The organism is Janthinobacterium sp. SUN118, assembly GCF_030397695.1.
Lineage (GTDB): Bacteria > Pseudomonadota > Gammaproteobacteria > Burkholderiales > Burkholderiaceae_D > Janthinobacterium.
Map to the genome: position 1 here is coordinate 349,041 of NZ_JAPUBV010000005.1, position 25,635 is coordinate 374,675.

Below are 25,635 nucleotides of genomic sequence, written 5' to 3' on the forward strand. Positions count from 1 at the left end.
ATGTCCTTGTCAATGCCGTCGCGCTCACACCGCCGGGGTGTAGAAATAGCTGCGGCGGTAGGCGATCTTGTCGTCCTTGAAGCGGTAGATTTCCGCGTAGTGGATATCGACTTCCGTATCGTCCTTCTTGCGCCCGAGGAAATGGCCGCAAGCCATGGCGCTGTCGCCGCCGCAGACGAAATCGACGATGGCGTGGTTGCCGTCGCGGATCACGCGCGCATTCCGGTAAAAGTCGAGGATTTCATCGATGCCGGAAAAAGCCGAGTAGCCGGGCCGCTCGTACACGGCGTCCTCATGCATCAGCTCCTTGAGCGCCTCGAAACGGCAGCCATCGATGGCCATGAACATCTTGCGCACTACGTCTTCGTTAACCATATCGCCTCCTGAAAGTGAGAAAAATGATGTGCCGGCCTCAGGCGCGGCGCATGAACATGGAGCTGTTGACACTCTCGCGTTCCCGCGCATGCGGCAGCTCGATCCGCGTGACTTCGCCGTCCGCCATGACGATCACCTTGTCGGCGATGTCGAAATAGCGGTCGTCATGGGTAATCGCCACCACGGCCTTGCCGCGCGCCTTCAGCGACGGCAGCACTTCGTGGTAGAACACTTCCTTGAAGATGGGGTCCTGGTCGGCCGCCCATTCGTCGAACAGATACAGTTCCTTGTCCTCGATGAAGGCGGCCAGCAGCGCCATGCGGCGGCGCTGGCCGTCCGACAGCGCCAGCGTGGAGAACTTGCCATCCTTGTACGTGACCTTTTCATCGAGGCGCAGGGCCACCAGGAAGTGCTGCACCTGCGCCGCGTCCACTTCCACGCCCAGCAGGCGGTCGAACAGGTAGTAATCCGAATAGATGGCCGAGACGCTCTGGCGGCAGATGCCGATCGTGTCGCGGTCGATGGCCGTGTCGCCGAAGTAGATCGTGCCCGCCACCGGCTGGTAGTGCAGCGTCAGCAGCTTGCACAGGGTCGACTTGCCGGAGCCGTTGCCGCCGACGACCATGGTGATTTCGCCCTTGGCGAATTCGAGGTCGATCGGGCCGACGCGAAAGCCGCTCGCATCGTCGGCCAACTGGTGCTGGTAGCACACCTGCTCGAAGCGGATCACGTCCCACTGCACGGGCGTCGCCGCCGTCTCGGCGATGTCTTCGTCGGAGAGGCGCTCGAGCAGCGACGTGACGCGCTGCAGCGCGATCTTCGAGCGCGAAATTTCGGGCAGCAGGCGCAGGATGCCGGCCACCGGGCCCGTGATATACAGCAGCACCATGATCGCGCCCAGCAGTTCCTCCGTGTTGATGGCGTGGTAGTTGACGAGGATGAAGGTGACGGCGCCGATAATGAAAAAGCTCAGCATCTCGCCATAGTTGGCCGAGACGCGCACCACCGTGTTGGCGCCTTGCTGGGCGCCGAACAGGTCGCGCTCGTAGCGCAGCAGCATGGTGTCGAAGAAGGCGCGGCGCTTGTCGTCATTGAGCTTGAGCTCCTTGACGCCGCGCACCAGGCCCTGGATCGCTTCCTGCAGCGAATCGGAGCTCTTGCCGCCCTCGATGAAGTAGCGCTGGCCCAGCAGCATCGGCAGCTGGTAGGTGATCACGCCGAAGATGATGGCGCCGAAGACGAACCAGAAGATGGTCACGTCCAGGTACAGCAGGAAGCCCAGCATGCCGGCCACGGTGACGCAGGCCACCAGCAGGTCGGGCAGCAGCTGGGTGCCCGACACCACCGTCGGCAAGTCCGAGGTCATGGCGGCGATCAGCTTGGGCACGCCGATATGTTCGAGCGACGGCAGCGGGGCGCGGGCGATGCGCTCGTACATGTTGACGCGCAGGTCGGAAGCCAGCTTCATCGACACGCGCGACAGCGTCACCTGCGAAAAGGTGCGCGCCACCACGATGAACAGGCAGATGGCGGCAAACAGGGCCGCCACCGGCGCGTTGGCCACCTCCAGCCAGGCCACCGTCACGGGGCCGCTGTCGACGGTGGTGAAGCGGGCGTCGGCAGGACGCAGCGCATTGATCATCAGCGGGATCAGCAGCGCGTAGGTGGCGCCGGACAGCACGCCCAGGAGCATCGAACCGAATACGCGGTTCGGGGCTTTTTTGGACAACATGGAAAACAGGCTCATTTTGCCTCTCCGGATTGGACTGCGGGATTGAGTGGAACGAATTGAACCTTGGCAAACGGCTCGACCATGTCGTCGTAGTGCCGGCTCAGCAGATTGCCGGACTGGCCGGTGGAATTCATGTACATGTTCAGCACGCCGTCCGGCTGCAGGCGGATCACCTGGCGGAAGCCCGCGCCCAGGTGCTGCTTGTAGCCCTTCTTGGTCTCGAACGAGGAAGCGGCCACGTTGATGGTGTTTTCCGAGCCGCCGCTGCCGACGCGCCGTTCAAAGAAGCCGTCGAGCGGCTTGGTCTGGCTGAATGGCGTGTGGCCGTACAGCGCCGTCTGCAGCTTGCCCCAATGCCAGGAATCCATCGAATGGTCGCCCTTGAGTTCATAGATTTCATCGATGGCCGCCTGCAACGAGGTGCGCAGCACGTCCTGGCACGCCTTCACGCCGGCCGTCGCCGCCGGCGCGCACCAGCCGCCCTGCTGCTGCGCCAGGATGCGGCGCAGGGTGTCGACGCGGATTTCCTCGCTCAGGCCGCGGATCACGCCGCCCTGCTCGGCCTTGTTCCAGTAGCCCTTGAACTGCGCCGAGAACAGCTGTTCGCGCAGGTGGCGCATCCAGACGTGGAAGATGGCCGCGGCCTGGCTGTCCGCCTGCATGTCGCCATTCCATTGGCGCAGCCACGTCATGGCCTGGCGCTGCGCGTCGTTGGCGGGCGCCAGCTTGAGCAGCTCGGGCAGGATTTCCTGCGCTTCCAGGTCCAGCGTGTCGCCCTGCATCTGCTGCATGTCCGCCATCGTCAGCGGCTTGTTGGCGGCCAGTTTCTGCCGCAGCAGCTGCTCGATGCGGCGCGCCCGCGCCGGCGAGGCCCAGTCCTGCGAAATGAAGTACGGGTAGCCTTCGCCGACGATGCTGTTGTTGGCGCTGACGATAAAGCCCGAGGGCGGGTTGTATATCTGCGGCAGCTTGTCGGCGGGGATGAAGCCGCTCCAGGCGTAGTCGTCGTTCCAGCCCGGCGACGGCACGCTGCCGTTGCCCTTGCCGCGCAGCGGCACCCTGCCCGCGCCCAGGTAGCCGATATTGCCCTGGCGGTCCGCGTACACCATGTTCATGGCCGGCGCCACGTGCAGCTGCATGGCCTGCTTGAAGGCGCCCCAGTCGGCCGCGTGGTTCAGGCGGAAGAAGGCTTCGTAGCTGGTATCGCCCGCGTCGAGGGCCGTCCAGCGCAGCGCCACCGGCTGGTCGAACACCTTGAACATGTCCGAGACGATGGGACCGTGGCGGCTGGCGCGCACCTGCACCGTCACCGGCTCGTATTTCGGATGCAGGAAGTCGGGAAACTCCGAGCGCACCGACACCGAGACGCTGCGCGTGGTGTAGGCCTGCCAGTCGCCGTTGACGGCGTAGCGGCCCGGGTTGGCGGGATCGCTGCGCTCGAAATACAGGTCCTGGGCATCGGCCATCATGTTGGTGCCGCCCCAGGCGATGTCCTTGTTGTGGCCGAAGATCACGGCCGGCAGGCCGACCAGGCTCATGCCGCCCACGTCCAGGGTCTTGCCCTTGGCGCTGACGACGTACCAGATCGACGGGATCTGCAGGTTCAGGTGGGGATCGTTGGCCAGCAGCGCGGCGCCGCCGGCGCTGTGCTTGCCCGACACCACCCAGGCATTGCTACCCACGCCCCGGCCGCCCAGGCCCAGGCCCTGCGTCAGTTCCTTGTGCTGGAACGCCAGCATGCTGGCCAGCTGGCCGCTGGCGGCCGTGCCGCCGGCCTTGCCGTTCTCGCCGCCGGCCAGCAGGGTGCTGTCGATGCTGTTATCCGGGAACAGCACCGCCATGTGCTCGGCGTCGAGGCTCTGGCCCGCCAGGTAGCGGCCCATCTCGCGGTTGAAGTTGCCGCCGAGATTGAGCGCGAACATCTTGATCCACGCCAGCGAATCGTAGACGGTCCACGGCTCGGGCTGGACGCTGAGCATGCGGAACTCGGGCGGCAGCGTCTCGAGCGAGGCGCGGCCCGCGTTCACGCCCGCCGTATAGGCGGTCAGCGAGGCCTGCGCCTCCTTGCTCAGCGCCGGCCAGGCCGAGCGGGCCGCGTCGTACAGGCCCAGGGTGCGGAACCAGATGTCGCGCTGCACGCTGGAGCGGCCAAACACTTCGCTCAGGCGGCCCTGGGCGATGCGGCGCTGGATTTCCAGCTGCCACAGGCGGTCCTGGGCATGCACATAGCCGATCGCATAGTAGGCGTCGTTGTCGGCGCGCGCCTCGATATGCGGCACGCCGTGGGCATCGCGGCGGATCGACACGGGCGCCGTCACGCCCTGCGTCAGCTGCAGCGCGCCATCGGTGGGCAGGCTGTGGCGGAACTTGGCCAGCAGCAGGCCGCCGGCCACCAGCAGCGGCAGCAGCACCACGACGACCAGGCGCGTCAGGAGCGGCGAGCCTTGCGTCAGTTTCGTGTAACGTTTAAACATGGAAGACCTTTAGTATCTGCACAACATTTATCGGATGCCGGGAAGGGGTCGCCTTCGGCCGGCCTTGCATCAGGTGCGCCATGGATCACACATCGCCCTCCCGCATGACATCGTTGAGCCACGCGCCCAGCTCCTGCACGTGCGGCGCGGACAGCAGGGTCATGTGGTTGCCCGCCGCCTGCCGGTAGCCCAGTTGCGGCACCTGCCCGCGCCAGCGCGCCAGCATCTGCGCGTCGTCGATGTCGCGTCCTGCATTCGCGGCCAGGACCAGGTGCGCCCTGCCCAGATATGGCGCGGCGGGCTGGTAGTCCGTGTTCAGGTTGGCCTCGAAGACGCGCACGATGCCGCGCATCGCCTGCAGGCTGGTACGCGCCGGCATCAGCCTGGCCTTGACGACGCGTTCGAGCAGCAAGGCGATCTGCTGCTCGCAGGCCAGCGGCGCAAAATCCGCCTCGGCCAGGCGCAGCGATTTGCCCAGGGTCATTTCAAACAGCGTTACCAGGCGCAGCAGCGCCTCGATGCGCGGGTAATGGCGGCGCGCCTGGCCAGATGCGGAAGGCACCCGGCTGTCGAGCACCACCAGGCTGGCCACGCGCTCGCCTGCCGCCTCGAGCTGGCGCGCCATTTCCAGCGCCACCCAGCCTCCGTAGGAATGGCCGAGCAGGCGGTACGGCCCGCGCGGCGCCACTTCGCGCATCGCCCGGATATACGCGCGCGCCGCGCTCTCGACGTCGATGTGCGGTGCCAGGCGGCCGCACAGGCCGCGCGGCTGCAAGCCATGCACGGGCAGGCGCGCATCGAGCGACTGCGCCAGCGCATGGAAGACCGTCACGCTGGCGCCCGCGCCCGGCACGCAGAACAGCGGCGCCTGGCCCTCCTCGCCGCGCTGGATGGTGAAACGCGGCGCATAGCGCACTTCCGGCGTGGCGTCGCGCTGCAGCCTGGCGGCGCTGCGCAGGGCCTTGTTCATGGCCGTACCCAGCTTGCCGATGGCCTGGCCCTGGACGATCGCGTAATGGTCGCCCGTCAGCGGATAGGCGTGCATGCCGCCCAGCGCCAGCTGTTCCCAGTCACGGGCGTTCTTTTCCGGATCGCCGCCCACGCTGGCCGTAAACAAGGACAGCGGCGCGGAAAGCGGGCACATCGGATAGGCGTGCAGGGCCAGCAGCATGCTCCGGCGCACGTCGAAGTAGCGGCGCAGGGCATCCTGGCCCAGCTCCGGCGGCAGCATGCCGATCTGCTGGCACTCGAGCAGCATGGCATCGAGGTCCTGCGCCCGGGCCAGCTGGCGCAGGCGGGCCAGCGCGGCGCCCGGCGTGCCGGCCGGCACCATGCTCAGCAAGGCGCCGCACTCGTCGAATTCCGCCTTCGCGCGCAGCAGCAGCTTGTCGCCCACCGTGCGTTTTTGCAGCGTGCCGTAATCGGGCACCGTGTCGATCAGGCCGAGGAATTCGACGCTCTCGTCGGCGCCGGCCAGCTGGGCCGCCATCTCCCAGGCGATCGTGCCGCCGGCAGACCAGCCGGCCAGGCGGTACGGTCCGTGCGGCTGCACGTGGCGCAAGCCCTGCAGGTACAAGGCCGCCATTTCCGGCACCGAACGCAGCGCCGTTTCGCCTGCCTGGAAACCGCTGGCGGCAAAGCCATACACGGGCATGCCCGGTTCCAGGTATGGCGCCAGGGCCAGCGCGTAGCCCACCTCGCCCTCATACGGATGCACGAGGAACAGCGGACGCGCCGTGCCGGCCGTGCGGATCGGCACCAGGTTCGGATAAGGATTGGCCTGCGCCTGGCCGCCCAGCATGGCCGCCAGGCCAGCCAGGGTCGGCTGGCTGAACACGTCGCGCAGGGCGATGACGATGCCGAAGCGCTGCTCCAGCATCGCTTGCATCTTGATCACCAGCAGCGAGTGGCCGCCCAGCGCGAAGAAGTTGGCGTCGCGGCCGATATGCTCCATGCCCAGCAACTCCGACCAGATGGCGGCCAGGGCCTGCTCCATGCCCTCCAGCGGCGCGCCGTCCGCGCCGGAATCGGCTTGCTGCGCCACGTCCGGCAGCGCGCGGCGTTCCAGCTTGCCGTTCGGGCTGAGCGGGAAGGCGTCGAGGCGCACGAAGGCCGACGGCAGCATGTAGGCCGGCAGCACGGCGGCCAGCGCCGCGCGCAGGGCACCGGCCTCCATCTCGTCCGCATCGGCGGCGGCGATCCAGTACGCCACCAGCCGCTGCGCCTCGCCTTCGCCACGCGCCACCACCACGGCTTCCTTCACGCCGTCCAGCTGGCACAGGCGCGCCTCGATCTCGCCCAGTTCGATGCGGAAACCGCGCACCTTCACCTGGAAGTCGTTGCGGCCCAGGTACTCGATGTTGCCGTCAGGCAGCCAGCGTCCCAGGTCGCCCGTCCTGTACATGCGTCCGCCCTGGAAGGGATCGGCGATGAAACGCTGCGCCGTCAGTTCAGGCTGCTTCAGATAGCCCAGCGCCACGCCCGCGCCGGCGATGTGGATCTCGCCCGGCACGCCCAGCGGCACCGGCTGGCCATGGCTGTCGAGCAGGTAAAAGCGCGTGTTGTTGATCGGCTTGCCGATCGTCATGGCGCCCGTCAAGGGTGCGTCGAAGCTGGCCCACGACGAATACGTCGTGTCTTCCGACGGACCGTACAGATTGCACACGCGCGCCACGCCACCCTGCGCCAGCAGGGCGTTCACCAGCGCCACCGGCAGCGCTTCGCCGGCCAGGTTGACCACCTGCACGCTGGCCGGCACGGCCTGCGCATCGACGAGGGCGCGGCAGGCCGACGGCACCGTGTTGAGCAGGGTGATGTCGAGCGGACCTTGCAGCAGCGCCAGCGCATCGTCGACCACCACCGTGGCGCCGCCCAAGGACAGCGGCACGAAGATCTCGAACACCGACAGGTCGAAGTTCAACGACGTCGAAGCCAGCACGCGCGCCAGTTCGGCCGGCGCGTACGCCGTCTGCGCCCACTGCACCAGCGCCGCCACGTTGCGGTGGCAGATCTGCACGGCCTTCGGCCGCCCCGTCGAACCCGAGGTATAGATCAGGTAAGCCGTGTCTTCCGCCAGCGCGCGCGGCGCAGGATTGCCGTGCGGCTGAAGCGCCACGGCCGCCGTCACGGCTGCCGCGTCGAGCGCCAGCAAACGCGTGCCCGCCGCCTGCAGCGCCGCTTGCAGCTCGCCTTGCTGCTGCAGCTGCGCCAGCAAGTCTTCCTGCGTCAGCAGCCAGGCCATGCCGCTGTCCTCGACGATATGCGCCTGGCGCTGGGCCGGGTACATCGGGTCCAGCGGCACGTAGGCGGCGCCCGCCTTCAGGATGGCCAGCAGCGCCACCACCATCTGTTCCGAGCGGCGCAGGCACACGCCCACCAGGCTGCCCGCCGCCACGCCCTGCGCAAGCAGGTGATGCGCGAGGCGGTTGGCGCGGGCATTCACCTCGCCGTACGACAAAGCCGTGGCGCCATGCACGAGCGCCAATGCCAGCGGATCGCGCGCCGCCTGCGCCTCGAAGGCCGCATGCATCAGGCGCGCCGCGTCGTAGGGCTGGGCGTTGTCGTTGAAGCCGGACAGCAGCTGCTGCAGCTGCGCAGGCGACTGCAGCGGCAAGCTGGCCACGGGCAGCGTCTCGTCGGCCACCATGGCGGCAAACAGGGTCTGCAAATGTCCGGCCCAGCGCGCAATCGTCGTGGCGTCGAACAGGTCGGTCGCATACTCGATGCTGAAGGCGATGCCGTCCGCATTGTCAAAGCACGACAGCGACAGGTCGAAGTGCGTGGTCTGGCGCGCCTGCTCCAGCACGTCCAGGGTCAGGCCGGGCATGCTGAGGGCATGCGGCAAGCCCGCCTCCGTCAGGGTCAATGAGCTCTGGAACAGCGGTGCATGGCTCATCGAACGGGCCGGATTGATGGCCTCGACCACCTGTTCGAACGGCACGTCCTGGTTGGCATAGGCGTCGAGGGCGTCGGTCCGCACGCGGGCCAGCAGCGCGGCCACGCTGGGGTTGTCGCCCAGCTTGACGCGCATGGCCAGGGTGTTGACGAAAAAGCCGATCAGCGATTCGATCTCGCTGCGGCCCCGGTTGGCCACCGGCGCGCCGATCACCACCTCGTCCTGGCCCGACAGGCGGGCCAGCAGGACGGCCCAGCCCGTCAGCAACGTCATGAACAGGGTGCTGCCATGGCGCTGGCTCAGCTGGCGCAAGCCGTCGCTCAGTGCCGGCGGCAAGGTGGCGGCAAACAGGCTGCCGGCATAGCTTTGCTGCGCCGGACGGGCACGGTCCAGCGGCAGTTCCAGCAGGGCCGGCGCGCCGTCCAGGTGCGTGCGCCAGAAGTCGAGCTGCGCCTGCAGCGCGTCGCCCTGCAGCCAGCCACGCTGCCAGGCGGCGAAGTCGGCATATTGCAGCGCCAGCGGCGGCAACGGGTCGGCGCCGCCCTGGCTCAGTGCCGCATACAGCGTTGCCACTTCGCGCACCATGACATTGATCGACCAGCCATCGGTGACGATGTGGTGCTGGGTGATCAGCAGGATGTGCTCTTCCGGCGACAGGCGCAGCAAGCGGCCGCGGATCAGCGGACCGCGCGCCAGGTCGAACGGCTTGGCCGCCTCGTCCTGCGCCAGGCGCATGACGTCGTCCACGGCGCCGCCAGCAAGGTCCTGCAGCTGCAGGTCGAACGGCGCGGCGGCGTCGATCACCTGCCGCACCTCCTGCTCCTGCGCCACGAAACGCGTGCGCAGGATTTCATGGCGCTGCACCAGGCGGTCGAGCGTGGCTTGCAGCGCCGGCAAGTCCAGCCGTCCCTGCAGGCGCAAGGCCATCGGGATGTGATAGGCGGCACCGGCCGCATCGTCGAGCTGGTCGAGGAACCACAGCCGTTGCTGGGCCCACGACAGCGGCAGCACCGCGTTGCGGTCGGCCCGCTCGATGCGCGCCAGATTGCTGCGGCGGGCGCCGGCCACCAGGACCGACAAGCCGGCCAGCGTGGGCTGCGCAAACAGTTCGCGCAGCGACATTTCCACGCCAAACACCTGACGCAAACGCGACACGAGGCGGATCGCCAGCAGCGAATGGCCGCCCAGCTCGAAGAACTGGTCATGGCGGCCCACTTGCGGCAAGCCCAGCAAGTCTTGCCAGATCTGCGCCATGCCCTCTTCCACGGCGCCCTGCGGCGCCGCATACTGCGCCGTTGCCAGCAATTCCTGTTCCACCTCGGGCAGCGCGCGGCGTTCCAGCTTGCCGTTCGGGCTGAGCGGGAAGGCGTCGAGGCGCACGAAGGCCGACGGCAGCATGTAGGCCGGCAGAACGGCGGCCAGCGCCGCGCGCAGGGCACCGGGCTCCATCTCGTCCGCATCGGCGGCGGCGATCCAGTACGCCACCAGCCGCTGCGCCTCGCCTTCGCCACGCGCCACCACCACGGCTTCCTTCACGCCGTCCAGCTGGCACAGGCGCGCCTCGATCTCGCCCAGTTCGATGCGGAAACCGCGCACCTTCACCTGGAAGTCGTTGCGGCCCAGGTACTCGATGTTGCCGTCAGGCAGCCAGCGTCCCAGGTCGCCCGTCCTGTACATGCGTCCGCCCTGGAAGGGATCGGCGATGAAACGCTGCGCCGTCAGTTCAGGCTGCTTCAGATAGCCCAGCGCCACGCCCGCGCCGGCGATGTGGATCTCGCCCGGCACGCCCAGCGGCACCGGCTGGCCATGGCTGTCGAGCAGGTAAAAGCGCGTGTTGTTGATCGGCTTGCCGATCGTCATGGCGCCCGTCAAGGGTGCGTCGAAGCTGGCCCACGACGAATACGTCGTGTCTTCCGACGGACCGTACAGATTGCACACGCGCGCCACGCCACCCTGCGCCAGCAGGGCGTTCACCAGCGCCACCGGCAGCGCTTCGCCGGCCAGGTTGACCACCTGCACGCTGGCCGGCACGGCCTGCGCATCGACGAGGGCGCGGCAGGCCGACGGCACCGTGTTGAGCAGGGTGATGTCGAGCGGACCTTGCAGCAGCGCCAGCGCATCGTCGACCACCACCGTGGCGCCGCCCAAGGACAGCGGCACGAAGATCTCGAACACCGACAGGTCGAAGTTCAACGACGTCGAAGCCAGCACGCGCGCCAGTTCGGCCGGCGCGTACGCCGTCTGCGCCCACTGCACCAGCGCCGCCACGTTGCGGTGGCAGATCTGCACGGCCTTCGGCCGCCCCGTCGAACCCGAGGTATAGATCAGGTAAGCCGTGTCTTCCGCCAGCGCGCGCGGCGCAGGATTGCCGTGCGGCTGAAGCGCCACGGCCGCCGTCACGGCTGCCGCGTCGAGCGCCAGCAAACGCGTGCCCGCCGCCTGCAGCGCCGCTTGCAGCTCGCCTTGCTGCTGCAGCTGCGCCAGCAAGTCTTCCTGCGTCAGCAGCCAGGCCATGCCGCTGTCCTCGACGATATGCGCCTGGCGCTGGGCCGGGTACATCGGGTCCAGCGGCACGTAGGCGGCGCCCGCCTTCAGGATGGCCAGCAGCGCCACCACCATCTGTTCCGAGCGGCGCAGGCACACGCCCACCAGGCTGCCCGCCGCCACGCCCTGCGCAAGCAGGTGATGCGCGAGGCGGTTGGCGCGGGCATTCACCTCGCCGTACGACAAAGCCGTGGCGCCATGCACGAGCGCCAATGCCAGCGGATCGCGCGCCGCCTGCGCCTCGAAGGCCGCATGCATCAGGCGCGCCGCGTCGTAGGGCTGGGCGTTGTCGTTGAAGCCCGACAGCAGCTGCGCGCGCTCGGCCGGCGCCAGGATGGCGATGTCGCCCACCGGCAGGTCGGGCTGCTGGCGCAGCGCCTCTGCCACGGCCAGGACGGCCGTGTGCAGATACGCCGCCACGCGCTGCGGTTCGACACCGCTGCACTTGGCCGTCAGGACGAATTCGTCCTTGAAGTCGTCGACCGAGATATCGAACGGATAATTCGTGCGTTCGACCGCGCTCAGCAAGCGGGTGCCTTCCCAGATTTCCAGCGCATCGCCATCGCCCGAAGGCGTGACCACGTTCGGATGGCGGTAGTTCAGCAAGGCGCTGAACAGGGGCAGCGGCGCGCGCACGCCGCTGCAGCGCTGCGCCAGCGCCAGCGACGCCTGCTCGTGGCCGAGCAGCTGCGCCATGCCGGCATACGTTTCGCGCACGGCGTCCTCGACGCTGCGTCCGGCGAGCGAGATGCGCAGCGGCAGGGTATTGATGAACATGCCCAGCACCTGGTCGGCGCCGGCGGAGCCTTGCAGGCGGCCCGACAGCACGCTGCCGAAGACCACGTCCTCGCGTCCGCTGCAACGGGCCAGCACCTGCGCCATGGCGACGTGGAACAGCACCGCCGGCGGCACGCCGCGGCCGCGCGCCGTGTCACGGATGGCTTGCGCGGCATCGCCCTCGATCACCAGGCTCGCTTCGGCGGCGACGGCACCGCTGGACTGCACGTCGAGCAGGCCGAAAGGCGCGGTCGGCTCGTCGATATCGCCCAGCTGGGCGCGGAAATACGCTTCGTGCACGGCGTCGGGCACGGAGCGGGCTTGCGCGATGAAGTTACGGTAAGGGACGGGCGGCGTCAGCTGCGCCTCCTGGCCCGAGATCAGGTAGCCGATCTCCGCCAGCACCAGCTGCAAGGTGAAGTTGTCGCTGATGATGTGGTGTTCGTGCAGGCCCAGCAGATAGCCGGAGCCGTCCGGCTTGGCCGCCACGAAGGCGGCCAGTTGCGGCGCCAGGCGCAGGTCCATCAGCGGATAGTCGCGCGCCACCTGGGCCAGCAGGTCGGCGACCGGCTCGGCGCCGTCATCGAGCCGCAGCTCCGTGACGGGCAGGCTGGCGCGGCGCGCCACCACTTGCACCGGCTGCGCCAGACCTTCCCAGAAGAAGGCCGTGCGCAGGATGTCGTGGCGGTCGATGACGGTCTGCAGCGCCTGCAGGAAGCTGTCGAGACGTCCGCGGCTGTCGAATTCGACCACCGAGCAGGACAGGTAGGCATCGCTGCCGTTGCCCAGCATGTGATGGAACAGGATGCCTTCCTGCAGCGGCGCCAGTGCATACATGTCCTGCACGTTGGCGATCCCGCCCGGCATGGCGGCGACCACGAGGTCGATTTCCGCCTGCGACATCTCGGCCAGCGGCAGCATGGCGGGCGTGATTTCGCGCGCATCGGCGGCGATCAGGTTGACCGGCGCTTCCTGCGGTGCCGGCCGGTCCGCGCGCTGGGCGATGACGGCCGCCATCGCCTGCAGGGTCGGCGCATTGAAGACATCGCGCACGTCCATGGCCAGGCCGCGCTGGCGCAGCCGTTCGATAAGGGTCACCACCAGCAGCGAATGGCCGCCCAGCTCGAAGAAGTGGTCGTGGCGTCCCACGCGCTCGATGCCCAGCACCTCCTGCAGCACGGCGGCCACGGCCAGTTCCACCTCGCCTTCCGGCGCCACGTAGGCCTGCGTCACGACGGCTTCCTGGTCCGGCGCGGGCAGCGCCTTGCGGTCCAGCTTGCCGTTCGGGCTGAGCGGGAAGGCGTCGAGTGCCACGAAGGCGCTCGGCACCATGTGCGCCGGCAGCACGCCAGCCAGGTAGTCGCGCAGGACCGCCGGCGACAGCTCGGCGCCGTCTTCCAGCAGCAGATAGGCCACCAGACGCTTGTCGCCGGCGGACGCACCCTGGGCGTCGTCGCGCGCGGCGACCACCGCTTCGCGCACGCCGGGAGCGGCCGCCAGGCGTGCCTCGATCTCGCCCAGCTCGATGCGGAAACCGCGGATCTTCACCTGGAAGTCGTTGCGGCCCAGGTATTCGATATTGCCGTCGGCCAGCCAGCGCCCCAGGTCGCCCGTCTTGTACAGGCGCGCGTCCGCCTCGCCGCCGAACGGGTCGGCGATGAAGCGCTCGGCCGACAGTTCGGGGCGGAACAGATAGCCGCGCGCCACGGCCGTGCCGCCGATGTGGATCTCGCCGCTCACGCCCAGCGGCACGGGCTGGCCCTGCGCATCGAGGATGTACAGCTGCGTGTTGGCGATCGGTTTGCCGATCGGCACCGAGCCTTGCAGGTCCGGCGTGCAGCGGAACACGCTGGCGCACACCGTCGTTTCCGTCGGGCCGTAGGCATTGAACAGGCGGTGGCGCGCCGCCAGCTGGCGCGCGGCGGCCGGCGGGAAGGCGTCGCCGGCGACGATCAGGGTCATGCCATCGGCCAGGGCGTCGGCATCCCAGGCCGCCACCACGGCACCCGGCAGGGTCGCATGGGTGATGCGCTGGCTGGCCAGCGTGTCGAGCAGCGGCTGACCCGGCAGCAGCGCGTCGCTGCTGGCCAGGTGCAGGCTGGCGCCGCTGGTCAGCGCCATCACGCATTCCCAGATGCTGGCGTCAAAGCTGAACGAGGCGAACTGCAGCACGCGGCTGCCCGCTCCCGCCTCGAACAGCTCGGCCTGGGCGCGGGCCAGGTTGCACAGGCCGCGATGGTGGTTCATCACGCCTTTCGGCATGCCGGTCGAACCGGAGGTGTAGATCACGTAGGCCAGGTGGCCGGCGTGCAAGCCATCGACCTGGGGATTGTGCTGCGGCCGGCGCGCCAGCTTGGCCGCGTCCTCGTCGAGCACCACCACGGGCGCCGCCAGCCATGGCAGGCGGTCCAGCTGGGCCGACTGGCTGACCAGCACCGACGGCGCGCAGTCTTCCAGCATGTAGGCCAGGCGGTCGAGCGGATATTGCGGGTCGAGCGGCACGTAGGCGCCGCCCGCCTTGAGGATGCCCAGCATGCCGATGACCATCTGCGGTCCGCGCTCGACGCACAGCGCGACGCGCTGGTCGGGACCGATGCCCAGCGCGATCAGGTGGTGCGCGAGCTGGTTGGCGCGGCGGTTCAACTCTTCGTAGCTGAGCGTCTGCTCGCCGAACACGAGGGCAGGCGCCTGCGCATCGGCAGCGGCGCGCGCCTCGATCATGTGATGGATCAGCTCGCCGTGCGGATAGTCGCGCTGCGAGGCATTGAAGGCGTGCAGCAGCTGCGCGCGTTCGCCATCCGACAGCAGGGCCACTTCGTTCACGCGGCGCTGGTCATCCTCCACCATGGCCGCCAGCACGCACTGCAGGTGGCCGGACCAGCGTTCGATGGTGCTGGCCGCGAACAGGTCGCTGGCATACACGAGCGAGCCTTCGATATGCTCGCCCGACTCGGCCAGCAGCAGCGAGACGTCGACCTTGGCCGTATGGTGGCTGCTCTCGACCTGCTCCAGCCGCAGGCCCGGCAGGCTGGTGGCGCCGCCATTGGGCATGTTGTTGAGCGTGAGCGAGACCTGGAACACGGGTGGGTGGCTCATCGAACGCACCGGATTGACGGCTTCGACCACCTGTTCGAACGGCAGGTCCTGGTGCGCATAGGCGTCCAGGGTGTCGGCCTTGATGCGTTCGAGCAGTTGCGCCAGCGTGGGATTGTCGTGCAGGCGCACGCGCAGCGCCAGCGTGTTGACGAAGAAGCCGATCAGGTTTTCCACTTCGTCGCGCTGGCGGTTGGCGATCGGCGCGCCGATCACCATGTCCTGCTGCCCCGTCAGGCGCGACAGCACCGTGGCCCAGGCGGCCATCAGGATCATGAACAGCGTGCTGCCCGAGCGCCGGGCCAGCGCGCGCAGGTCGGCCGTCAGCTGCGCCGGGAACGTCACCGGCACCAGCGCGCCGGCATAGCTTTGCACGGCGGGACGGGGGAAGTCGAGCGGCAGCTCGAGCAGCGACGGCGCGCCGGACAGGTGGCCGCGCCAGAAGTCGAGCTGCGCCTGCAGCACCTCGCCCTGCAGCCAGCCGCGCTGCCAGGCCGCATAGTCGGCGTACTGGATGGCCAGCGGCGGCAGCGGGTCGGCTTCGCCCTGGGTGAAGGCGGCATACAGCGCCATGACTTCCTGCACCATGACGCCCACCGACCAGCCGTCGGTGACGATGTGATGCTGCGTGATGAGCAGGATATGCTCGTCGTCCGCCGTGCGCAGCAGCTGGCCGCGGATCAGCGGACCCGTGGCCAGGTCGAACGGCGCCAGCGCCTCGGCGCCGGCGATCCGCTGCAGCGCCGCTTCGCGGGCGCCGGCCTCCAGGCCGCGCAGGTCGTGCATGGCCAGGGCAAAGCCGGTAGCGGCATCGCCGATGGCCTGGCGCGGCTGGCCTTCGTGCACGACGAAGGCCGTGCGCAGCACTTCATGGCGCGCGACGATGCGGTCCAGCGTCGCCTGCAGCGCTGCCAGGTCCAGCTGCCCGCTCAGGCGCAAGCCGGCCGGCAGGTGATACGCCGCGCCGGCCGCATGGTCGAGCTGGTCGAGGAACCACAGGCGCTGCTGCGCCCACGACAGCGGCAGGGGCAGGCTGCGGTCGGCCGCGGCGATGCGCTCCAGGTTGGCGCGGCGGGCGCCGCCGGCCACGGCCGCCAGTCCGGCCAGGCTCGGTTCGGCAAACAGTTCGCGCAGGCTCACTTCCACGCCGAGGGTCTGGCGCATGCGCGAGAGCAGCTGCACCGCCAGCAGGGAATGGCCGCCCAGTTCAAAGAACTGGTCATGCCGTCCCACCTGCTGCTGGCCCAGCAACTCCTGCCAGATGGCCGCGATGGCCGTTTCCAGCGGACCGACGGGCGCCTCGAAGGCGCGCGCCAGCACGGCGCCCTGCTCCGGCGCCGGCAGCGCGGCGCGATCGAGCTTGCCATTGATGGTCAGCGGCAGCGCCGCGAGCACGACGAAGGCCGACGGCACCATATAGTGCGGCAGGTGGGCCGCCAGGGCGGCACGCAGGGACGCCACCTCGAGCTGCGCGCCGTCGTGCGGCACCAGGTAAGCCACCAGGCGCTTGTCGCCGGCCGCTTCGTCGCGGGCCACGACGGCGGCATCGCGTACCCCGTCGAGCTCGGCCAGGCGCGATTCGATCTCGCCCAGTTCCACGCGGAAGCCGCGGATCTTCACCTGGAAGTCGTTACGGCCCAAAAATTCGATGCTGCCGTCGGGCAGCCAGCGCCCCAGGTCGCCCGTCCTGTACAGGCGCGCGTCCTCTTCCGCGCTGAACGAATCGGCGATGAAGCGCTGCGCCGTCAACTGCGGCTGGTTCAGGTAGCCGCGCGCCACGCCGGGACCGCCGACATGGATTTCGCCGGGCACGCCCAGCGGCAGCACCTTGCCTTGCGCATCGAGGATATAGATGCGCGCGCCGGCGATGGGACGGCCGATCGGCACCGTGCCCTGTCCCTCAGGCAGGCAGGCGTGCACGCTGGCGCACACCGTGATTTCCGTCGGGCCGTAGGCGTTGAACAGGCGGCAATGGGCGGCCCAATGGCGCGCCACGGCAGGCGGACACACGTCGCCGGCCATGATCAGGGTCAGCGGCTGCGCCGGGACGGCGTCGCCCCAGATCGCCACGACCGAACCGGGCAAGGTGACATGGCTGATGCGTTCCTGCTGCAAGGTCTGCCACAGCGCGTCGCCGGCCTGCAGGCGCGCCGGGCTGGCCAGCACCAGGGTGGCGCCGCCGCACAGGGCCATCACGCATTCCCACACGCTGGCGTCGAAACTGAACGAGGCGAACTGCAGCACGCGGCTGCCGGCGCCGGCGCCGAACAGCGTGCGCTGCGCGCGCGCCAGCCTGCACAGGCCGCGGTGATGGTTCATCACGCCCTTCGGCAAGCCGGTCGAACCGGAGGTGTAGATGACATACGCCAGATGCTCGCCGCGCAGGCCCAGCGCAAGCGGATCGGGATTGGCGGGCGCCTCGTCCTGCGGCGCCAGCAGCGCGGCGATGTCGAGCGCCGGCACGGCCAGCGGCGGCAAGCCGTCCGCCAGCGATGCCTGGGTCAGCAGCACCACCGGCGCGCTATCGGCCAGCATGTAGGCCAGGCGCTCCTGCGGATACTGCGGGTCGAGCGGCACATAGGCGCCGCCCGCCTTCATGATGCCCAGCAGGGCGGCCACCATGTGCGGACCGCGCTCCAGGCACAGCGCGACGCGCTGGTCGGGCACGACGCCGAGCGCGATCAGCTGCCGCGCCACGCGGTTGGCCATGTCGTTCAGCTGCGCGTAGCTGATCTCCTCGCCGTCATGCGACAGGGCGACGGCCCCGGGGCACGCCGCCACCTGTTCTTCGAACAGCTGCTGGATCAGCGCGTGGCCGTCGTCGGCATCGGCGGCCGCGTTCAGGTTGAAGTCCTGCACGAGGTGGCGCTCCTGCGCCGGCGACAGCAGCGGCAGGTCGCGCACGGCCAGCTGGTCGTCGGCGGCCATCGCGGCCAGCACCGTCTGCAGGTGGCCGATCCAGCGCGTCACGGTGGCCGGTTCGAACAGGTCGCTCGCATATTCGAGCGCGCCGGCGATGCCGGCCGCGTCCTCCGAGAACGTCAGCGACAGGTCGAAATGGCTGGTCACGTGCGACGGCTCCAGCGACGACAAGCTCAGGCCCGGCATCTCGAGGGCCGCGCCGGACGGCGTATTGTTCAATGCCAGCATGGCCTGGAACAGCGGCGCATGGGCCAGCGAGCGCACGGGACGGACCGCCTCGACGACCTGCTCGAACGGCAGGTCCTGGTGCGCGTACACGTCGAGCGTGTCGCCGCGCACGCGGCCCAGCAATTCAGCCACGCTGGGATTGTCGCCCAGGCGCACGCGCAGCGCCAGGGTGTTGACGAAGAAGCCGATCAGGTTTTCCAGCTCGCCGCGCTGGCGGTTGGCGATGGGCGCGCCGATCACCACCTCATCCTGTCCCGACAGGCGCGACAGGACAATCGCCCAGCCGGCCAGCAAGGTCATGAACATGGTGCAGCCATGGCGCTGCGACAGCTGGCGCAGCGCGCCGCACAGGTCGGCCGGCAGCATCACCGGCAGCATGCCGCCGGCATGGCTTTGCACGGGCGGACGGGCGTGGTCGAGCGGCAGTTCGAGCAGCGCGGGCGCGCCCTCGAGGTGGCCGCGCCAGAAATCGAGCTGCTCCTGCAGGGCCTCGCCCTGCAGCCAGCCGCGCTGCCAGACGGCGAAGTCCGCATACTGCAGTTCCAGCGGCGGCAGCGGGTCGGCCCTTCCCTGGCGGAAGGCGCCATACAGGGCCGCCACTTCCTGCACCAGGATGCCGATCGACCAGCCGTCGGTGACGATATGGTGCTGCGTGACGAGCAGGATGTGCTGCTCGTCGCCGAGGCGCAGCAGCTGGCCGCGAATCAGCGGTCCCTGCGCCAGGTCGAACGCTGCGCACGCCTCGGCCTGGCCCAGGCGCCGCACGGCGGCCTGCTGCTGTTCCGGCGTCAGGCCGGACAGGTCCTGTTCGCGCAACTGGAAGGCGGCGCCGGCCGCGTGGATGACCTGGCGCGGCTGGCCGTCGTCTTCGACGAAGGTGGTGCGCAGCACTTCATGGCGCGCCACGATGCGCTCCAGCGTCGCCTGCAGGGCGGCGCGGTCGAGCTTCCCCGTCAGCAGCAGCGCGGCCGGGATATGGTAGGCGGCGCCGGCCGCATGGTCGAACTGGTCGATGAACCACAGGCGCTGCTGCGCCCAGGACAGGGGCAGCGGCAGGCTGCGGTCGGCCCGCTCGATGCGCGACAGGTCGGCGCGCCTGGCGCTGTCGGCCACGCTGGCCAGGCCCGCCAAGGTGGGCTGCGCGAACAGCTGGCGCAATTCCAGCTCCACGCCGCGCAACTGGCGCAGGCGCGACACGAGCTGCACGGCCAGCAGCGAATGGCCGCCCAGCTCGAAGAACTGGTCATGCCGGCCGACCCGTTCCACGCCCAGCAGCTCTTGCCACAGTGTGGCCAGCGCGATTTCCGTCTCGCCCACGGGCGCCTCGTATTCGCGCGCGGCCAGCGACTGCTGGTCCGGCGCCGGCAGGGCCTTGCGATCGAGCTTGCCGTTCGGCGTCAGCGGGAAGCTGTCCATGCAGACAAACGCGGACGGCACCATATACGGCGGCAAGACCTGCGCCAGCTGCGCGCGCAGGACGGCCGCCGACAGCGCGGCGCCCTCCTCTGGCAGCACATACGCCACCAGCCGCTTGTCGGCCGGCACGCCGGCCTCAGGTTGCGCCTCGCGCGCCAGCACCACCGCTTCGCGCACGCCGGCGCAGGCGGCCAGGCGCGCCTCGATCTCGCCCAGCTCGATGCGGAAACCGCGGATCTTCACCTGGAAATCGTTGCGTCCCAGGTATTCGATATTGCCGTCGGCCAGGTAGCGGCCCACGTCGCCCGTCTTGTACAGGCGCGCGCCCTCCTCGTCGCCATACGGATCGGCGATGAAGCGCTGCGCGCTCAGTTCGGGACGGAACAGGTAGCCGCGCGCCACGCCGGGGCCGCCGATGTGGATTTCGCCCGCCACGCCCAGCGGCACGGGCTGGCCGTGCGCGTCGAGGATGTAGATGCGGGTGTTGCCGATCGGCTTGCCGATCGGGATGGAGCGGGCATCGGCCGCCACGGCAGTGATGTCGTAGGTAGCGGCAAACGTCGTCGTTTCGGTCGGGCCATAGCCGTTGATCACGTGGCGCGGCGGCACGGTGCTGGCCAGCAGGCGCGCCATGGCGCGCGGATCGAGGGCATCGCCGCCCACCAACAGGTAGCGCAGCTGGCTGAACGCCGTCTCCAGCAAGGGCGCATATTCGTTGAACAGGCCCACCGTCATCCACAGGGCCGTCACATGCTCCTCGATCAGGGCGTTGGAAAAACTGATCGGATCGAGCAGCACCGGCTGCGGCACCAGCAGCAGGCGCGCACCGTTCAGCAGGGCCGCCCAGATTTCCCAGGTCGAAGCGTCAAAGGCGGGATTGGCGCAATGCGCGATGCAATCCTCGGCATCGATGCGGGCGTACGGATTGTTCATGACCAGGCGCAGCACGCTGCGCTGTTCGACCATCACGCCTTTCGGCTCGCCGGTCGAGCCCGAGGTATAGATCACATACGCGAGGTGGCGCGGCTGCGCCTCGCCGCGCTGCGGATTGGCCTCGCTGCATGGCGCCAGCTGCGCCGCGGCCGCGTCCAGCGCGATCACGGGGCAAGCCAGCGACGGCAGGCCTGCCAGCAGCGGCGTGCTGCCGACCAGGGCGGCCGGGGCGCAGTCGGCCAGCATCCATGCCAGGCGCTCGGGCGGATAGCTGGTGTCGAGCGGCACATAGGCGGCGCCCGCCTTGAGGATGGCCAGCATGGCGACGATCATGTCGGGGCTGCGCTCGAGACAGACGGCGACGCGGTCCTCGGCCGCCACGCCCAGCGCCGTCAGGTGGTGCGCCAGGCGGTTGGCGCGGCCATTCAGCTGTCCATACGAGACGCTCGCGCCTTCATGCACGAGCGCGACGGCGTCCGGCTGCTGCGCGGCGCGCGCCTCGAATACCCGCGCGATATCCATGTCATGCGGATACTCGCGCGCCGTGGCGTTCAGGCCTGTGACGATCTGTTCGCGCTCGGCCGCCGTCAGCAGCGGCAAGGTGCCGGCCTGCTGCTGGTCGTCGGCCACCATGGCCGCCAGCACCGTGTGCAAATGCCCGATCCAGCGCTGCACGGTGGCCGCGTCGAACAGGTCGCTGGCATAGGTCAGCACGCCCTGCACCGACTGGCCCACTTCCATCAGCTCCAGCGACAGGTCGACCTGGCTGGACGTGTCGTGGGAAGCAATGCGCGACAGCGACAGGCCGGCCAGTTCCAGCTCCGTGTTGATCGGCATGTTATTCAAGGTCATCGACACCTGGAACAGCGGCGCGTGGCTCATCGCGCGCAGCGGCTGCACGGCTTCGACCACCTGCTCGAACGGCAGGTCCTGGTTGGCATAGGCGTCGAGCGCATCGGCCTTCACGCGCGCCAGCAGCGCGGCGACGCTGGGGTTGTCGTCCAGGCGCACGCGCATCGACAGCATGTTGACGAAAAAGCCGATCAACGACTCGATTTCGGCATGCGGACGGTTCGCCACCGGCGTGCCGATGACGATATCGTCCTGGCCGGACAGGCGCGACAGCACGATGGACCAGCCCGTGAGCAGGGTCATGAACAAGGTGCTGCCATGACGCTGGCTCAGGTGGCGCAGGCCGTTGCACAGCTCCGCCGGCAAGGCCAGCGCCAGGGTCGCGCCGGCGTAGCTCTGGATGGCGGGACGGGCGCGGTCGAGCGGCAGCTCGAGCAGCGTCGGCGCGCCCTGCAGGCGGCTGCGCCAGAAGGCGCGCTGGCCGTCAAGCACACTGTCGTGCAGCCATGCGCGCTGCCAGCTGGCGTAGTCGGCATACTGCAGGGCGAGCGGCGGCAGCGGGTCAGGCTGCGCCAGCAGGAAGGCGGAATACAGCGCCGCCAGTTCCTGCACCATCACGCCCACGGACCAGCCGTCGGTGACGATGTGGTGCTGGGTGATCACCAGTGCGTGCTGGTCGTCGGCCAGGCGCAGCAGGCGGCCGCGCACCAGCGGGCCGCGCGCCAGGTCGAACGGTTCGCGCTCCTCGCTGCGGCACAGGCGCTGCACCGTCTCCTGCTGCGCCAGTTCCGTCATGTCGCGCAAGTCTTCGCGCAGCAGGCAGAAGCCCGCGCCGGCCGGCGCCACCAGCTGCATCGGCTGGCCGTCGACGGCGACAAAGCTGGTGCGCAGGATGTCGTGGCGGGCGACTATGCGGTCGAGCGCCGCCTGCAGCGCCGCCGTATCGAGTTCGCCCTGCAGCAGCAAGGCCGTGGGGATATGGTAGGCAACGCTGGCTGCGTGGTCCAGCTGGTCGAGGAACCACAGGCGCTGCTGCGCCCACGACAGGGGCACCGGCACGCTGCTGTCGATGCGTTCGATGCGCGCCAGGCTGGCGCGCCGGGCCTGGGCCGCCAGGCGCGACAGGCCGGCCAGCGAAGGCTCGTCGAACAGGTCGCGCAAGGTCAGTTCCACGTCGAGCGCCTGGCGCAGGCGCGAAATCAGCTGCACCGCCAGCAGCGAATGGCCGCCCAGCTCGAAGAACTGGTCGTGCCGGCCGACGCGCGCGGCGCCCAGCAAATCCTGCCAGACCTGCGCCATCGCCGCTTCGATGCCCTCGTGCGGCGCTTCATACACGCGCGTGGCCAGGGCCGCCGCATCCGGCGCCGGCAAGGCGCGGCGATCCAGCTTGCCATTCGCCGTCAGCGGCAAGGCATCGAGCACCACGAAGGCGCCCGGCACCATGTAGGCCGGCAGCACCACTGCCAGGCGCGCGCGCAGGTCGGCCGCCTCCAGCACGGCGCCATCGCGCGCCGTCACATAGGCCACCAGGCGCTGGCCCGCATCGCCGGGGAAGTCGTCGCGCACGATCACGGCGGCGTCCAGCACGTCGGGACAGGCGGACAGGCGCGCCGCGATTTCACCGAGCTCGATGCGGAAACCGCGCAGTTTGACCTGGTCGTCGGCACGTCCGACAAACTCCAGGTTGCCATCGGGCAGCCAACGCACGAGGTCGCCGCTGCGGTACATGCGCGCGCCGGCGACGAAGGGGTCGGCCAGGAAGCGCTGCGCCGTCAACTCGGGCAGGTTGATATAGGCGAGCGCCAGGCTGTCGCCGGCCACATGCAGTTCGCCCACCACACCCACCGGCACCGGGCCGCCGGCCGCATCGAGCACATACACGCGGCGGTCGCCGATCGGACGCCCGATCGGCAGCTTGTGCGCGTCGGCCGCCGGCGCAGCGGGCAGCACGTGGCAGCAGCTGAATACCGTGCACTCGGACGGGCCATAGCCGTTGACGACGCGCGTTGCGGGCTGGGCCAGCATCAGCTTGCGCACATGCGGCGCCGAGACCTGCTCGCCGCCCACCATCAGCTGCGCCACGCCGGCGAGCAGCGAGACATCCTCGTCGACGATCAGGTTGAAGAAGCTGGACGTGATCCACAGCTGGTTGACGCCATGCGTGCGGATATGCCGGCCCAGTTCCTGCGGCGTCACGCTGGCGCCGCTGAACAGCACCGAGCGGCCGCCGTGCGCCAGCACGGGCCACAGTTCCAGCGTCAGGGCATCCCACGATGCCGACGAATACTGCAGCATGACGCTGGCCGGCGTCCACGCCACATAGTCGACGTCGAGCATGAACCCGAGCACGCTGCGGTGCGGAATCGCCACGCCTTTCGGCTGCCCCGTCGAACCGGAGGTGTACATGCAGTAGGCCAGGTCGCCCGGCTGGCTGAGGGCCGGCGGATTGCTGTCAGGGTGGCCGTCGATGACGGCCGCGTCGCGGTCGAGCAGCAGCAGGTGCTGTCCGGCGAGCGGCAGCGCACTGGCCACCTCGCCATGGGAAATGACCACGCCGGCGGCCGTATCGGCCAGCATGAAGGCCAGCCGGTCGGCCGGCAGCGCGGGATCGAGCGTGACGTAGGCGCCGCCCGCCTTCAGGATCGCCAGCAGGCCGACCACCATGTCCACGCCGCGTGGCACGCAGATGGCCACCGGCTGGTTCGGCGCCACGCCGAGCGCGCGCAGGTGGTGCGCCAGGCGGTTGGCGCGGCCGTTCAGCTGCCCATACGACAGCTGCTGCGCGCCGCATTCGAGCGCGATGGCGTCGGCATTCCCGGCGGCACGGTCTTCGAACAGCTGGTGCACCAGGCGCTCCTGTGCACAGGCGCGGGTGCCGGCGTTCAAGCCGTGCAGCATCTGGTGACGGCCCGCGGCGTCGAGCAGTGGCAGCGCACTGACGCGCTGCGCATCGTTGCCGGTCATGGCTTCCAGGATGGCCCGCAGGTGGCCGGCCCAGCGCGCGATGGTGGCGTGCTCGAACAGGTCGCTCGCGTATTCGATATCGCCTTCGATGCGTCCGCCGCTATCGGTCAGCGACAGCGACAGGTCGAAGTGGGTGGTGCGGTGGTCGCGCGCCAGCGGCGCCAGGGTCAGGCCCGGCGTGACGAGCGCCCCGCCCTGCGGCGTATTGTTCAGCGTCAGCGATACCTGGAACAGCGGCGAGTGGGCCATCGAGCGCACCGGGTTGAGCATCTCGACCACCTGCTCGAACGGCAGGTCCTGGTGCGCGAAGGCGCCCAGGGTGCCACTCTTGACGCGCGCCAGCAGCTCGGCCACGCTGGGATCGTCGTCGAGGCGCACGCGCAGCGCCAGCGTATTGACGAAAAAGCCGATCAGCTCCTCGACCTCGCGCCGCTGGCGGTTGGCGATGGGCGCGCCGATCACCACGTCCTGCTGTCCCGACAGGCGCGACAGCAAAATCGCCCAGCCCGTCAACAGGGCCATGAACAGCGTGCAGCCGTGACGCTGGCTCCACACGCGCAGCTGCGCGGACAAGGCATCGTCCAGCACCAGCGGCACGCTGCCGCCGGCATGGCTTTGCCGGGCCGGGCGCGCATGGTCGAGCGGCAGTTCCAGCAGCGCGGGCGCGCCCTGCAGGTGATGGCGCCAGAAATCGAGCTGCGATTGCAGCACCTCGCCCTTGAGCCAGTCGCGCTGCCAGGCCGCATAGTCGGCGTACTGGATCGCCAGCGGCGCCAGCGGGTCGGCCTCGCCGCGGCTGAAGGCCTGGTACAGGGTGACCAGCTCCTGCACCAGCAAGCCATTGGACCAGCCGTCCGTGACGATATGGTGCTGCGTGATCTGCAGGATGTGTTCTTCGTCGTCCAGGCGCAGCAGCTGCGCGCGGATCAGCGGACCGCTGGCCAGGTCGAAATGCTGCTGCTCGTGCGCCGCGCACAGGCGGCTGATGGCCACCTCGCGTTCCGCGCCGTCCAGCGCCGCCAGGTCGTGCTCGTGCAGGCTGAAGCCGTGGGCCGGGGCGATCACCTGCACCGGGTGGCCGTCGATCTCGGCAAACGTGGTGCGCAGCACTTCATGGCGCGCGATGATGCGGTCCAGCGCCGCCTTCAGGGCGGAACGATCCAGCTTGCCGGACAGGCGCAGGCCGGCGGCCAGGTGGTAGGCCGCGCCGGCGGCGCTGTCGAGCTGTTCCAGGAACCACAGCCGCTGCTGCGCCCAGGACAGCGGCACCGGCAGGCTGCGGTCGGCCTTGCCGATGGCGGCCGGCTGCCGCGCGGCGCCACCGGCGCCCTTGGCCAGGCGGCGCAGCATCAGTTCGCGTTTCAGTATCTCGACGGCGCTCGTCGCGCCCGTGCTCAATTCACTCATTGCATATCTCCAGTGTCATTCGA

4 protein-coding genes are annotated in these 25,635 nt (G+C 69.3%); all 4 read right to left on the reverse strand.

What is annotated here, in order from left to right; genetic code table 11:
- Window positions 1-24: 24 nt before the first annotated feature.
- Window positions 25-375, reverse strand: coding sequence for a nuclear transport factor 2 family protein (locus tag O0880_RS25570; RefSeq protein ID WP_071324769.1), 351 nt, complete (start codon window positions 373-375; stop codon window positions 25-27).
- A gap of 37 nt (window positions 376-412) precedes the next feature.
- Complete coding sequence (locus tag O0880_RS25575; RefSeq protein ID WP_071324770.1) at window positions 413-2,122, reverse strand: cyclic peptide export ABC transporter; 1,710 nt, start codon at window positions 2,120-2,122, stop codon at window positions 413-415.
- A complete protein-coding gene (locus tag O0880_RS25580) occupies window positions 2,119-4,581 on the reverse strand; it encodes a penicillin acylase family protein (RefSeq protein ID WP_289889346.1) in 2,463 nt (820 codons plus the stop codon). The genes O0880_RS25575 and O0880_RS25580 overlap by 4 nt, the downstream gene beginning before the upstream one ends.
- Window positions 4,582-4,666: 85 nt before the next feature.
- Window positions 4,667-25,612 carry a non-ribosomal peptide synthetase gene (locus tag O0880_RS25585; RefSeq protein ID WP_289889347.1) on the reverse strand — a complete coding sequence of 6,982 codons (20,946 nt, stop codon included), beginning with the start codon at window positions 25,610-25,612 and terminating at the stop codon, window positions 4,667-4,669.
- Window positions 25,613-25,635: the final 23 nt, after the last annotated feature.

What these genes read in the sequence shown, in the direction of transcription:
- O0880_RS25585 (WP_289889347.1), bottom strand. Translation starts at nt 25,612, where the DNA reads ATGAGTGAATTGAGCACGGGCGCGACGAGCGCCGTCGAGATACTGAAA.
- O0880_RS25575 (WP_071324770.1), bottom strand. Translation starts at nt 2,122, where the DNA reads ATGAGCCTGTTTTCCATGTTGTCCAAAAAAGCCCCGAACCGCGTATTC.
- O0880_RS25570 (WP_071324769.1), bottom strand. Translation starts at nt 375, where the DNA reads ATGGTTAACGAAGACGTAGTGCGCAAGATGTTCATGGCCATCGATGGC.
- O0880_RS25580 (WP_289889346.1), bottom strand. Translation starts at nt 4,581, where the DNA reads ATGTTTAAACGTTACACGAAACTGACGCAAGGCTCGCCGCTCCTGACG.